This is a genomic window from Microbulbifer variabilis (assembly GCF_020524905.1).
Taxonomy (GTDB): Bacteria; Pseudomonadota; Gammaproteobacteria; order Pseudomonadales; family Cellvibrionaceae; genus Microbulbifer; species Microbulbifer variabilis_A.
Genome location: NZ_JAIVKI010000001.1, coordinates 1 through 14302, shown reverse-complemented (window position 1 = coordinate 14302; position 14302 = coordinate 1). Strand labels below are relative to the sequence as shown.

The following is a 14302-nucleotide window of genomic DNA, read 5'->3' as shown; positions in this document are numbered from 1 at the left end:
GAAGAATAAAAGTGCACGGAGAGAGTGTTGATAGGATTGATCTTTCTAATGAGCCCGCCAGACAATAAATATTATCTAGCGAGCTCAATTCATAGTTTCAACTATGGCCTGAACTTCACTTAAACATCAATTCCGGATTAACCATGGTCTTCATCTCCAACACGTTACCGTTGGGATCCTCGATAAAGAAAGTTTCCTGCTCATATTCACTGCCAACAAAGCGGCGATAAGGCTTATCCAGGTACTCCAGACCAGCAGCTTCGATACGGGCTTTCAGCGCCTGGAATTCGTCATCCGGGAGGTGGATACCGAAATGGGGAACGGCAACGGCTCCCATATCTACCTTATGGCGTACGTTTGGCAGTTTTTCTTCACTCTGGTGTAGGGTCAGCTCGTTACCCCAGAAGTCGATATCTACCCAGCGTCCCTCTTCGCTGTTCCCGGTTTTACAACCGAATACGCCGCAATAAAATTTCTTAGCTACCTCAAGATCCCCTGCGGGGATTGCAAGGTGCAAGCAATTGGATTTCATAAAGCCTCCCACTCCCGAGTGCCCTTCACCATCCCTCTAGTTAGCCTGTAATCTCAAGCCAAGCCAATTGGATTTGGTTCATCAAGCAATCAATTTGTACATGCAAGATCAACCGACCCCGCTTTATTATTAATGCCGCATTAATGCCGCCTGGTCGCAGATATTAAACTCTCCAGATGGCGAGAAGATAGCAAGACAAGCTAGCTAGGCCCCATAAGCAAATACTGCTTCTATTTATAAGGCGGCGCATAAACCTTCCCCACCAGGTGCTCAAAAAAGCAGCAAAAGGTGTAGTCAGGTCACGACTAACCGGCAAGCCTTGAAATATCCTCCTAATTGAGTGCTGTACTTTAACACATGTGTTTCTGAGAATAACTGATCTCCTTAGTAGAGGTGTTACTAACAAGTCACAGCTTCAGTAGGTCCCTCCAATTTATACGCGCCCCTATCGCACCTTTTCTGCGCACCTAAAAAGTGCATCCTAAGTGTAAGTACCTATGAAAAAGAAGCGCCTGAGCCCGATAAACGCAGATCAACTCACGAACCCTTCCTAGCAACTTTGCCTCTATTAACTTCTTGCACCCTTATAGTGCTCAATAGCGCTCCTTATGGAAGCGCTAGCATCATTTGAAAGCGCCAAGTCTTCGCGCACACCACTTTCTTTAGAAACACTTGCTTAGCGTGGCCAAAAATAAGGCTATCCCTTCAATAAGCCTTTTTTTCGATTTCATACTTAGCCAACTCCCAAATGGTATTTATTTTTTCTTTTGAAATATTTATTAGTACTTCATTGCTTTATGGCTGCTCGCATAGAGGCGATTGCTGAAAAAAAATACTGGAAAACAGTCGGTAAACTCGGGTATATTCCGCGACTATTTTTTAACCAACTGCCGACCCAATTGTCGGCCGCCAGTGCGATTTCCGCCTGTCGTTGTAACAGAGGTAATAGAATGAAACCAACCAAGCCCCTGCTACTACTGGCCTCCGGCCTGTTGTCCGTAGCTGCTCAAGCTGAAATGACTTGGAGCGACAACAGCCTCAGCCTGCTGTATGGCCGCGACTATGAAGTGAACTACAGCCTGACCACCGATGATTCCGAACGCTCCGTAGTAACCTTTGAACACGCCAGTGGTCACAACTGGGGCGACCTGTTTATCTTTGCCGATTACTTGGATTCAGAAGATGGTTCCAAAGAACTCTATTCAGAAATTTCTCCGCGCCTGAGCCTGGGAAAGCTCAGCGATCGTGAACTGGCTTGGGGGCCGGTGACCGATGTGTTGGTGGCAACAACCCTAGAGCTGGGCAATATGGATGATCCTGATCATCTCACTGCAACAGGCCCGCACTTCACCAACGTTCTGGCAGGTCTCGGTTTCGACCTTGCAGTTCCAGGTTTCTCCTTTGTTCAAGTGAACACTTACCGCCGCGATAACGATGACAAAGCCAGCAACGAGCAGCTGACCCTGGTTTGGGCCATGCCGTTTACCTTGGGCGACTCCAGCTTCGTATACGACGGTTTTATCGATTGGACCAGCGCCTCCGAAGATGCACACCCGAGTATGAATTTCACTTCCCAGCTCAAGTGGGACATAGGCGCCAATTGGGGTGAGCCAAAAGCCCTGTATGCCGGTGTCGAATACGTGCATTGGAATGACAAGTTCGGTATTAAAGATGGCTCCTTTGGAGTCGACTCCAACGAGCGCAATGTTAACCTGCTAGTAAAGTACCACTTCTGATATGAAACCCTCTGATATCCAAACATCAGCGACCCCAGGGTCTGGTATTCCCCAGGTAGGCGGTGACGCCTCTTTACTGGAAAAGCTGTTCAAACTGTCTGAGCGTCAGACGAATGTTCGCCGGGAAGTGATTGCCGGTGTGACAACCTTCCTGACCATGGCTTACATCATTTTTGTAAACCCGAACATTCTGGCTGCTGCCGGCATGGATAAGGGCGCCGTATTTATGGCGACCTGTCTTGCTGCGGCGATCGGCTGTTTGATCATGGGACTCTACGCCAACTACCCCATCGCCCTAGCACCTGGAATGGGTCTGAACGCCTTCTTCGCCTATGTGGTGGTGGGCGAGATGGGCTACAGCTGGCAGGTCGCTTTGGGAGCAGTGTTTATATCGGGGGTAGTATTCCTGCTGCTCAGTATCTTTAAGCTGCGGGAATGGATAATCGATAGTATTCCCACATCCCTGCGGCAGTCCCTTGCAGCCGGTATCGGTCTGTTCCTGGCGATTATTGCCCTGAAGAGCTCGGGAATTGTGGTTGCCAGCCCCGCCACCCTGGTGACTCTGGGTAACCTCAAATCCGCTGAAGCTCTGCTGGCAGGCCTGGGTTTCTTTATTATTGTGGCCCTCTCCTACCGCCGTATGCTCGGCTCAGTGATGATCGGCATTCTCGCGGTCACACTTATTGCCCTGGCAATCGGCAAGGTAGAGTTTACCGGCCTGATTTCCGCGCCCCCGAGCCTGGCCCCGACTTACCTCGAGTTAGATATCGCCGGTGCATTCGAAGTGGGAATGATCAGCGTGATCTTCGCCTTCCTATTTGTTGACCTGTTCGATACCGCCGGCACTCTTTTGAGTGTTTCCGACCGTGCCAAGATGCTGGATGAGGACGGTAAGCTGCCTGGCATGGGCAAGGCCCTGATGGCAGACAGTTCCGCTTCCGTAGTAGGCGCAGTGCTGGGCTCCTCCACCACGACTTGCTATGTGGAGAGTGCTGCGGGGATTACCGCAGGCGGACGCACCGGTCTTACCGCCGTTGTCTGTGCCGGTCTGTTCCTGCTGGCAACTTTCTTCTCTCCGCTGATTGGTATGATCCCCGCTTATGCGACTGCCGGTGCCCTGCTGTATGTCGGCGTTCTGATGACTTCCGGTCTGTCTTCTATCGACTGGGATGACATCACCGAAGCCGCACCGGCGGTGATTGCAGCGGTGATGATGCCACTGTCATTCTCCATCGCTCACGGTATTGCACTGGGCTTTATTGCCTACGCAGTCATCAAGACACTGAGCGGGCGCAGCAAAGACGTCAGTATCAGTGTCTACGTGTTGTCGGCTCTCTTTATTGCCAAGTTCGCCTTTTTCTGAGGGGTACACAGATGAAAAAGCACTTTATCAGCGCGCAGCAACTTCTAAATGATTCCTACGCGCTTGCTGAGCAAATCTATCAGAGCGGCTTCCGCCCCAATTACATCGTTGGTGTATGGCGTGGCGGGGCTCCGGTGGGTATCGCTGTACAGGAATTACTGCACGTGATGGGTGTGGATGCGGACCATATCGCGATCCGAACCTCCTCCTACCTCGGCATCGGCGAACGCGGCAAGAAAGTACGAGTACATGGCCTGAACTACCTGATCAAGCGCCTTGAGTCCCACGACTCTCTGCTTATCGTTGACGATGTTCACGACTCCGGCCTGAGTATTGAGCAAACTATCGAAGACCTGCGTGCAGCCTGTAAAAAGAACACGCCAGAAATTCGAATCGCGACGCCTTACTACAAGCCGAAAAACAACAAGGCCAAGCGTGAGCCGGATTACTTTATCCACAAGACCGAAGAGTGGCTGGTATTCCCTCATGAGATTGACGGCCTCTCACGGGAGGAGATCCTGGAGAACAAGCCTGAACTAGCTCCCTACATTGACCGGATTGCTACCGCAGTCTGATCCGCTCCGGTACCGGGGGCCAGTGCCCCCGGTACTTCCTTCCGATACCCTTGATCGGTTCATATCGATTAAGCCCCCACATTGCCGTAGTAACCCTCGCGGCAATTACCCGCATAAAACCTTCCTCCACCTATACCACTTCCGCCCCAGGTATCTCACCCAGGGTCACGCATCTTCAATACTACTCCCCATACTCCAAACCTTTCTCAAAAGCTCCCACTTATGCAACTAAAGTTAGTTTTGGGCAATTTATTAAATGGAAAAGTTGGTCCAAAATTGAGAAAACTCTGAATGATTCCACAATACTTCTATTGGGCCTCTGGGAATATCACACAATTATCCAGTGGCTCCTTTTAATCATTGATCCAATTGTCGGTAAATAAAAATGAACGACAAACTCGCAGGGCTCACTCAAGCGCAACTCGATGCACACTGGATGCCATACACCGGCAACCGGCAATTTAAACGAGACCCTCGTATCATTACTGCTGCCGAAGGCTGCTACTATACCAGTGCCGATGGTCGCCCAATCTTCGATGGTCTTTCTGGCCTGTGGACTTGTGGCGCAGGGCATAATCGAAAAGAAATTACCAAAGCCATCAGCCAACAATTGGAGACTCTCGACTTTGCCCCCTCCTTTCAGTTTGGTCATCCTACGTCCTTTGAATTGGCTGAGCGCATCACACAATTTATGCCCGCGCATCTCAATCGTATCTTTTTTACCAATTCCGGCTCTGAAGCGACTGAAACCTCTCTGAAAATTGCCCGTGCCTATTGGCGTAAAAGAGGCCTTTCAGCAAAGACCAAACTTATCGGTCGAATAAAGGGTTATCACGGGGTAAATTTTGGAGGCGTCAGCGTTGGCGGTATCGGTGCTAACCGGGCAATGTTTGGCCCAGTACTCGACACCGTACACTTGTCACATACACTTTTGCCTGAAAACCGCTTTTGCCATGGACAACCCCAACAAGGTGCCTATCTAGCCGATGAACTTCTCGAATTAATTACACTGCATGATGCCAGCAATATAGCTGCAGTAATTATTGAACCCATGGCCGGCTCAGCTGGTGTACTTCCACCACCGGAAGGCTATCTGCAACGTCTTCGTGAAATCTGCAACGAACACCAGATACTATTAATTTTTGATGAGGTCATCACTGCTTTTGGCAGGATGGGCACGGCCACCGCAGCGGAGTTTTTTGGCGTGGTACCGGATATTCTCAATACCGCCAAGCAACTCACCAATGGCGCTTTTCCTATGGGCGCCGTCGCAGTGCACCAGAATATCTACGATATATTTATGGAACAGGCCGGACCTGACTACCAACTTGAATTGGCCCATGGCTATACCTACTCAGCCCATCCAGGGGCCTGCGCTGCTGCACTGGCCACCTTGAAAATCCTTGAGCGGGAAAGCCTGTTCAAGCGCGCTGCAGAGCTTGCCTATGTACTGGAGGAGTACATTCACCAACTCAAAAATCTACCTCTGATCAATGATATTCGCAATTGCGGCCTAGCTGCGGGCCTAACTATCGAATCCGCTCCAGGCGAACCACTGCAACACCCCTTTCGAATTGCCATGAAAATGTGGAATAAAGGCTTTTATATTCGCTATGGCGGCGATACTGTCCAATTGGGAATGCCTTTCATTACCTCTAGTGAGGAAATCGACGGCTTGGTCAATGCCCTAGCAGAATCTATTCTGGAAGTAGCCAATGGGAAATAACTTCTCTCCCAAATAAGTCTAGAAAGACCCAGCCGTTCACCGCACATGGGCGACACCTCAGCGCACAATTCAGGCCGCTATACCCGTACCAATTAAGTCCCTAGTACAATGACATTTGTCCCCTTACTCGGCAAAACTGTTGGGTCGAGTTACGGAGTTAATGTTAAGAAAGCGGAATAGTTACACCGGCAAAAAAAGCTACAACGATGAAATATGTGAGAACACAATGATTAAAACCAATAAGCGAGCTACCCCAAAACTTGTCGCCACACTACTATGCACGGCCATACTAACCGCCTGTGGTCAGGAACCCAGTACTTTAAAGCCTCAAGGCGACACTATTGCAACGCCACAAAGAGCAGAGACCTCGGGACTCTCCGAAGAATATGCCAAGCTACGGAAACAACAAGTAGAACAAGTTGATTATCGCCTAAGTGTCAATCTGGACAGTACCGGTGAAAGTTTTTCTGGCACCGTACACGCCGATATTCAATTCGGAAAAGTTCTACAACAACCTCTTACTATGGATTTTGCCGGCGGCACTGTCGAATCACTAAAAATTGATGGCAAAGAAACGCCATTCGAATATAACGGCCACTTTATCACTGTTCCTTCAAGAAACCTGCCAAACCGGCATCATGTTCTAACCGTTAACTACCAGCATCCCTATTCCAATAATGGTTCTGGACTACACCGCTTCGAAGATCCGGAAGATGGTAAAGTCTATATGTATACCGACTTTGAGCCCTATGATGCTAACCGTCTTTTTCCACATTTTGATCAACCAAATTTAAAAGCTCGCTTTACCCTAGATGTTACTGCCCCCAAAGATTGGGTAGTCATCAGTGCGGAACGGGAAAGCAGGGTAGAAAATCAGGGAGAAAATAAGCACTGGTTCTTCCCACAATCGCAAAAATTTTCTTCTTACGTTTTCTCCCTCCACGCGGGTCCGTTCCAAATATGGGAAGACGATGCCGAAGGTATTCCCCTACGCCTGATGGCCCGCCAGAGTCTCGCAGAATATGTTAAAACCGAGGACTGGTTTACATTCACCAAGCAGTCTTTTGAGTTTTTCCAACCTTATTTTGAAATAGATTATCCTTTCAAGAAATACGACCAAATCCTGGTTCCCGACTTCAATGCCGGTGCTATGGAAAACGTGGGTTCAGTCACTTTTAATGATAACTATGTATCGCGAGGAGAAAGAACCCAGGCTCAGCGCATGGACTTAGCTGATGTTATCGCACACGAAATGGCACACCAGTGGTTTGGCGATCTGGTCACTATGAACTGGTGGGATGATCTTTGGCTCAATGAAAGTTTCGCCACCTATATGGCAAACCTGGCTCTAGCCGAAAACAGTGAGTTTTCCAACACCTGGGAAAATTTTTATTTAGAAACCAAACAGTGGGCCTACTATTCTGACCAGCGCCCCACCACCCATGCTATCCAGCTACCCGTTAAAAATACCGACGAAGCCTTTACCAATTTTGATGGCATCACCTACGGTAAAGGCGGCTCGATACTGAAACAGTTGCCTTACTATCTGGGCAAAGAGGAATTCCGTAAAGGCGTCAGCAGTTACCTAAAAGAACTCTCTTTCAAAAATTCAACACTCGATGATTTCATCAATCACCTGGACAAAGCTGCAGGTGTCAATCTTGATACCTGGCAACAACAATGGCTCTACCAAGCCGGCCTCAACACCATTGAGGCAGACTTCCAGTGTGAAAACAACCAGATAAGTAGCCTAACTCTAAAACAGAGCGCACCTGAAGATTATCCGATCCTGCGAGAACAGCGTATACAGCTAGGCTTCTATCGTATGGAGGGTGAAAGTATGAAACGCTTTGCCACCCTACCAGTACTTTATAGTGGCACAACGACTAAGATCGAAGAAGCAAAAGGTCTGGCCTGCCCGCAAATTCTCTACCCTAACGAGGGTGACTGGGCCTTTGTAAAAGTGAATCTGGATCCGATTACTCTAAAGAATATGGCACAGCAAATTAATACGATTGAGCAGCCTTTTGCCCGCCTGATGTTGTGGCAGAGCCTGTTTGACAGCGCCTATGATGCAAAATTACCGCTGGATGAATATATTAGTTTTGTAATTAATAACGGGGCCGCCGAGCAGGATATTAACGCTATTCGTCTCAATACTCGTTATTTAAACTATGTTTACAGTTATCTGAATCAGATACCTATCGATGACCAGCGCCGCGAAAAACTGCTTAAAGCCATAGAAGACTTTGCTTGGCAGCAGTTACAACAGGCTTCACCTGCTAGTGATCAACAAAAGACCTGGTTCGAACTCTTTACCGAAGTAGCCCACTCTACCGCTGCATTGAGTAACGCAAAACAATTGCTGATGGGCGAACTCGGAATTGAGGGGCTAAAACTCGATCCAGATATGCGCTGGGAATTAATCCGCCTGCAGAATCGCTATCTCTTTGCCGATTATGAACAAGCGATTACTCGAGAATTGAAAGAAGATCATTCAGATAGATCCAAACTCAATGCAATAGCGGCCGAGGCGATCAGACCCATACCTGAAGTTAAAGAGAAGTGGCTGAAAAATCTTATAGAAAATAGAAACGATTTCAAGTTAAGTGAACTTCGCAAGGTCACTTCAACGCTATTCACTGATGAGCAACTCCCACTATTTAATAGTAATAGCGAGCGTATTTTTTCCGCCCTGGAAAAAATTAACGATGTGGATTCTCCTGAATTGATTAGCACCTACGCAAATATATTCCCCCTGATGTGTTCGAAGAATAGCGTAGGAAAAATTAGTGACACCCTGACTAAAGAGGAAAAGCTAAAACCAATGCTAGTGAAAGCATTAAAGAACCATCGTTATACCAGCGAGCGTTGCGTAAAGATGGGACAGGCCATGCTCAATCAGAAAAAAGGATGAGATTGCTCCTCTAAGAAACATCGCCTAAAAAATCAGGTGTCTATATGACAATAAAAGCCATTGGCAACTAAGAAACACCAAAGGGCCCAACGGGCCCTTTTCTTATAAAAACACATTCTCATGGCAAAGAAACATAGATATTGACAATAATTCTCAGTTAATATACCTACCACCCAGACTTACAATAAAAGAATTTTTTCCATGAATCTTGTGGTTCAAAAAGATGATCTATCGGATGGCGCAATTATTGAGCTACTGAAGTCCCACTTAGAGAAAATGTATCAGTATTCTCCTCCAGAAAGCGTACACGCCTTAAAACCAGAAAGTTTAATGGACCCAACAATCACTTTCTGGAGCGCGCGGGTCAATGGAGTTCTAGCAGGCTGCGGGGCTCTCAAAGAAATATCCCCTGTTCTGGGAGAGATAAAATCCATGAAGACCAGCCAGGGTTTCCTACGCAAGGGTGCCGCTAGAGCCGTGTTGCAAGAGATATTGGACGAAGCCCAAAAGAGGAACTACTGGGAAGTAAAATTGGAAACCGGCAGTAGTAAACATTTTTCTCCTGCAATTGCACTTTACCAGCAATATGGCTTTGAACCATGTAAACCATTTGCCAATTATAGTGAAGATCCACATAGCCTATTTTTCACAAAGAAACTCTCATACACTGATTAGACACACTATCTGGCTAGAACACCTATAGCAGCACATCAAAGGGTATCCAGGTTCTCGGCTGAAAATCCTAAAAGCAAAAAGAAAATATTAATACAAAAAGTCTTTTTGTTTTAATAGACAATACGGATTGAAAATTTGCCGCCCCAGCGACCACTCCCTGGAATTCTATAGCCGGAACAACAATGATCAACAAGCTTTATGTGATTGGTGGATGCAAAGCTGGCAATACCACCAACAGAGTTAAAACTTAACTTATGTGTAAATTTATGATTTCAACCTATATAAATGAGAAAAATTCGGCCATTATTTCTAACGCTCGCTAGGCTTATGGCTGCACCTCTTGTGAATTGAGGCATTGGTAGCTGGGGTATTAACGCTCGAAAACTGTGAATATCATTCCACATTAAAATACCCATTACGCTCAACACCAAGATAGCCAATATAACGATCTCGAATCTCCCGCACATACTTAACCGGTTCACGCCCACGTACGTAGCCAAAACGGCTTTTACGGTAATGCTTGGGTTGCGACAGCAGTAACATCGCTTCTTCCACATGGCCAAACCACTGATTGGGGTCCAGTCCCAGCTGCTGGGCTAGGGCTCTGGCGTCATGTACATGGCCATGCCCTGCATTATAAGCAGCTAGGGTAAAGTAAATTTTTTGTTCTACGGGAATATTCTGGGGGAATCGTTGGTCGAGCCAACCGAGATAGGCTATCCCCGCACGAATGCCATTTTCAGGTTTATAGAGATTCTCAACACCCAATTGGCGTGCGGTACGGGGCAGAACCTGCATCAGGCCCTGAGCTCCAGAAAAAGAACGAGCCCGGGGGTTGAACTGGCTTTCCTGATACATCTGTGCAACCACCATACGCCAGTCTCGGTCTGTTTTATCCGTGTATTTATGCACTATAGGATCATAGGGAGAAAGGGCATCAGTGTTGCGCAGACGGTTTTCCTGGTGACGAAGAATATGTTTTTTTTCTTTAAAGTATTTATTGTAAGTGACATTAAAAAACAGGTCGCGATCATGTTTATTCAAGAAATTATTTAATTGTTCCAGTAGGTGGCTTTGGTCCGTACGTACTGCCCAGGCTATTTCTCTAATATTAGGTAAATCAGCCACCACCCTAAAGTCATCACGATAAGTGCTTTCGATCGCCACCAGGTGGGAATCTGCAACCGTATAGGGAAATATTCCCTGGGCAACGGCGTCAATCAAATACTCGGTTGTGGCCCCTGGATGTTCAGATATCTGAATGGGAGCAATTCCCCGCTCCCGCTGTAGCAACATCATTTCTGCAAGGCTTTCGTGGTAGCTGGTCTGTGGATTAACAGCCACCATTTTGCCCGATATCATTTGCTCTAAGGGGGCATCCCCTTGCAGGGATATATCCGTACTCGGAGCAATCACCTGTTCAGTCACCTGGAGATAGGGCCGAGTAAAAACCAATCCCTGTTGCCGACGTGTTACGGTAACCGTGAGCGATGCGGCGATCATATCGCCCATACCCGCCTGTAAAGCATCAGTCAAATCCATATCCGCATTGGGTACTACCATACTGAGGCGAAGCTTATGATCCCGGGCGAATTTTTTTAATAGGTCATAGTCGAAGCCCATTAATTCACCGCGCCAGATAAAATAGGAAGCTGGATTGTTGCGGGTAAGAACACGCAAGGTTCCACTCTCTAAGATATCCTCCCAATCCCTGATGGATTTACTGGAGTTTTGCCCGGCCAATACCAATTCAGCCGTCAGGAATTCGTTGAGCTCCCGCCTCAACTCGGTGGCATTAAGGCGCACTGCCCAGGCGATATCTCTACTGGATTCCAACTGATCACTGGCTGTGAGCTGTGGGTAATTGAGTAGAAGTGCCTCGGCCAAATTACTATCCATGACGGTAGCCTGATACTCCCCTGCGGCAACAGCAGCTAAAAGCGTGCTGTTGGCTACTGCCCCATCCAGCAGAGTCACTTTATACGCCTGCTCGGTATCCTCTTTGAGGGTTTCGGCATAGGCACTACCACGACGTACTGCCACTTCTTGTGGAGGCTTATCTATATCCCGCAGAGTGATCAGTAATTCGTTCACTGTCTGCAGAGGCCTTGTGAACGCCACTTGACTACGGCGATTGGGAGTGCGCGAAAAGTTAGTCGCAATGACATCGCCACGACCTTCTATCAGGGCGGGAATCAGAGCCGCAAAGTTATCCACATACACCCACTGAGGCCTCAGGTTGCGACTGTAGGCAAATTTCTCGGCGAGCTGCCGCCACTCCCCCTGTGGCAAACCACCGCGCGGCAGGGCATCCTCTTCAGGGCCTCTCGGTGCGAGTAAGCGTAATATGCCGCGCTCTTGTAATGCGGGGAAGTCTCCGCGCTCTCGGTAATTCAGGAAAGTGCTTTTAGTCTTTTCAGAGAGTGTTTCCACGGAATCCCCCTGCTGAGAGGAATGCTTTTCGCAACTTACCGAAAAAATAAGAGAAACGAATAGAAAAGCCAGTTTAATTAATATTTTTTGCACAACTCTACCTTTTCAGTGAAATTTTTATTGTTATCAACCTGCTTAATAATTATGAATACGGTTCAAAGAATTACCACCGCCGGTCTTAACCGGTATGCACAAGCCTTTTAGCACTAATCTATTAGGATTTTATTTTGTGCTCTTAGCCCCAAGTAACGAATATTTCCCAGGTTCCAATGCGGTAGATAGCGTGTCATCTCTTTCATTGTCAGTGATTAACAGGCCCTGGAGGGCAGTATAAATAAATCGTACCAATTTTCCTCGCCACTAATAAAAAAACCCGGCAAAACAAATTGCCGGGCAAATATACGTTGGCGACTATGAGTTGTCTCTTACAGTAAGTGACAGCCCCTCTATTATTCTGTGAGCGTCTTATCGTTATTAGCTGGATTTAGGTTTGCCCTGTAGCTCCGCCAATCTCATTTTTATTTCTCGGTTCTGCTCCTCATCAGGGAGTTCGAACATCAGCGGCTTTGCCACCCGTGCAAAGTATTCCGCATTTTTCTGCTGATATAATTCTTCTGCTAGCCACTGGGCGATATGGAGTTCTCGAGGTGCGCGGTTATAGGCCTCTTCCAGCTTGGCTAGATATTCTTCCCGGGGGTAATCCAACATTTCCATAGCCATGGCCAATCCAAACCAATGAGAGGCATTCTGTGGTTCCTCCTTCGCGAGATAATCGAATTCCTCACGGGCCTTTTTCAAACTGCGCAAATCGCGGGCATCGTTTGGTACGGTAGCCTGTTGATTAACCGTTAGCCAGGCGTGGGCATTCAGATACCAGGTCTGCTGGCGATCTTTGCGTGGCACACTGGCGAGCAGATGACTTGCCTGAGGAAAATCCCCTACACGCAAATCCGCACTCGCCTTAATGGCAGCCAGTTCAGTACTGTAGATGCCGGTATGGTATGAGTAGGTAATCAGGTCGTCGAGAGCCTGTAGGTTATAACCAGACTGGGCAATAAAATTCGCAAGTACATTAACCGCCTCACGTTTCTGCAGGCGCTTCACTTGGGGAGTAACTGCCTTAAAATCTGCAGGAATTTCACCACTGACCACCTCATACTCTCCCGAGTCAAATGCGGCGACATACTCTTTTTCGAGTTCCTTCACCGACATTCCCAGGGCCTTCTCCAGTGATTTCACCGGATCAGCGCCATTGTTGTAGTCTTTGATAAACCGATTAAATTCTTTCGCTTTGTCGCCTTCCATCATCAACCAGTGGGACAGCAACCAGCCACTGGCATAGATATCGGCTTTCTCCTCTGAGTCGGTGTCGTACACCGTTGCACGAAGCAATCGGTCGAGGGGCATCAGGCCTGCGTACATCAAAGTTTGGGCACGCTCCTGGGGTATTTCACCTAACTCATAGCGACCCTTTTCAGGGAAGGACATGGTCGCCATAAATTCGGCAAAACCCTCGCTATACCAATAGGGAAAATGCGTCGTGTTGCCGTTATAGCTGAGGAAGTGTGTGTATTCGTGAAAGAGAAACTCACGGGCCTTGAGCTGCTTTTTAACACTGCGGCCATCGAGATTCACCAGGGCGTAGCTGCCCTCGGCCGAGGTATCAAACAGGCCGTTAGTCATATCGGCAAGTTCAGCCCCAACCAGACCTGCATAGGTATCGCGGTCTCCGGCTGCATAAATCGTGAGCTTGGGGACATTGGGGTCAACCTCCAGCAGCTCTATAGCCACGGAGCGATAACGCTCCAGATCGGCCACTAGGGTTTTTACCGCATTGGGATCACCATCGGTAATAACCCGGAAATTCTTACTATCTACCTGATACCAGATTTCCTCGCCGAGATAGCGTGGTGCAGCATTGGCAGAAAGTAAAAAACCGAAAAAAAGTACTAAGAAAACAGCTGAGCGAGAAACCATAGTTCAGGCCACCGAGTCATTGTTGCCGAAGCCCTCCATAGCCAAATCGTAGAGGCCACACACTAACGGTTTTTTCTGATCAAAAAAAGAGCAACATGAATAAGAAATGAACTTTTTAGGCAGTTTTTATGTGACCAGCAAGACAAGGGGAATTTAAAAAATCGACATAAAAACCTAATGGGGACAGCGACAGGCAACGAGACAAACGTCTCATTTTTTACCGAAACAGCATACAAATATGCGGCGGGCTTCTATATATTGCGCAGTTGACCAATGTGTTACACAGGGTCAAAAAAATAAAAATAATTTACTTTGATGAGAGAAAAAAATGAAAACTGCACCACTACTGGCGCTGCTCGGCAGCGCTA

General features: G+C 47.7%; 9 protein-coding genes. 6 read left to right on the top strand and 3 right to left on the bottom strand.

What is annotated here, in order from left to right; translation table 11 throughout:
* Positions 1-115: 115 nt before the first annotated feature.
* Entirely contained in the window at positions 116-532 is a 417-nt protein-coding gene (locus LC073_RS00045; RefSeq protein ID WP_226642070.1) for a VOC family protein, read from the bottom strand.
* Between the two features lie 950 nt (positions 533-1482).
* Here LC073_RS00045 and LC073_RS00040 point away from each other — a divergent pair.
* The 6 genes from LC073_RS00040 to LC073_RS00015 all read left to right on the top strand — a co-directional run bounded on the left by LC073_RS00040 (position 1483) and on the right by LC073_RS00015 (position 9524).
* Positions 1483-2268, top strand: coding sequence for an outer membrane protein OmpK (locus tag LC073_RS00040; protein WP_226642068.1), 786 nt, complete (start codon positions 1483-1485; stop codon positions 2266-2268).
* A gap of 1 nt (position 2269) precedes the next feature.
* The gene (locus LC073_RS00035) at positions 2270-3631 is read left to right on the top strand and encodes an NCS2 family permease (protein ID WP_226642066.1); all 1362 of its coding nucleotides are present in this window, start codon (positions 2270-2272) and stop codon (positions 3629-3631) included.
* A gap of 11 nt (positions 3632-3642) precedes the next feature.
* A complete protein-coding gene (locus LC073_RS00030) occupies positions 3643-4206 on the top strand; it encodes a phosphoribosyltransferase (protein WP_226642064.1) in 564 nt (187 codons plus the stop codon).
* 385 nt (positions 4207-4591) lie between these two features.
* On the top strand, positions 4592-5932 hold the full coding sequence (locus tag LC073_RS00025; RefSeq protein WP_226642062.1) for an aspartate aminotransferase family protein: 1341 nt from the start codon (positions 4592-4594) through the stop codon (positions 5930-5932).
* A gap of 226 nt (positions 5933-6158) precedes the next feature.
* Entirely contained in the window at positions 6159-8849 is a 2691-nt protein-coding gene (pepN, locus tag LC073_RS00020; protein ID WP_226642060.1) for an aminopeptidase N, read from the top strand.
* A gap of 201 nt (positions 8850-9050) precedes the next feature.
* Complete coding sequence (locus tag LC073_RS00015; RefSeq protein WP_226642058.1) at positions 9051-9524, top strand: GNAT family N-acetyltransferase; 474 nt, start codon at positions 9051-9053, stop codon at positions 9522-9524.
* Positions 9525-9917: 393 nt separating this feature from the next.
* Here LC073_RS00015 and LC073_RS00010 read toward each other — a convergent pair whose 3' ends face one another.
* On the bottom strand, positions 9918-11957 hold the full coding sequence (locus tag LC073_RS00010; RefSeq protein ID WP_226642056.1) for a transporter substrate-binding domain-containing protein: 2040 nt from the start codon (positions 11955-11957) through the stop codon (positions 9918-9920).
* Positions 11958-12431: 474 nt separating this feature from the next.
* Positions 12432-13934 (bottom strand): hypothetical protein, encoded by a 1503-nt coding sequence (locus LC073_RS00005; RefSeq protein WP_226642054.1) that lies wholly within the window; start codon positions 13932-13934, stop codon positions 12432-12434.
* Between the last annotated feature and the right edge of the window lie 368 nt (positions 13935-14302).

Bases quoted from the DNA above. Each gene is read 5' to 3' on its own strand.
- LC073_RS00025 (WP_226642062.1), top strand. From the start codon at position 4,592: ATGAACGACAAACTCGCAGGGCTCACTCAAGCGCAACTCGATGCACAC.
- pepN (WP_226642060.1), top strand. From the start codon at position 6,159: ATGATTAAAACCAATAAGCGAGCTACCCCAAAACTTGTCGCCACACTA.
- LC073_RS00005 (WP_226642054.1), bottom strand. From the start codon at position 13,934: ATGGTTTCTCGCTCAGCTGTTTTCTTAGTACTTTTTTTCGGTTTTTTA.
- LC073_RS00045 (WP_226642070.1), bottom strand. From the start codon at position 532: ATGAAATCCAATTGCTTGCACCTTGCAATCCCCGCAGGGGATCTTGAG.
- LC073_RS00035 (WP_226642066.1), top strand. From the start codon at position 2,270: ATGAAACCCTCTGATATCCAAACATCAGCGACCCCAGGGTCTGGTATT.
- LC073_RS00040 (WP_226642068.1), top strand. From the start codon at position 1,483: ATGAAACCAACCAAGCCCCTGCTACTACTGGCCTCCGGCCTGTTGTCC.
- LC073_RS00015 (WP_226642058.1), top strand. From the start codon at position 9,051: ATGAATCTTGTGGTTCAAAAAGATGATCTATCGGATGGCGCAATTATT.
- LC073_RS00030 (WP_226642064.1), top strand. From the start codon at position 3,643: ATGAAAAAGCACTTTATCAGCGCGCAGCAACTTCTAAATGATTCCTAC.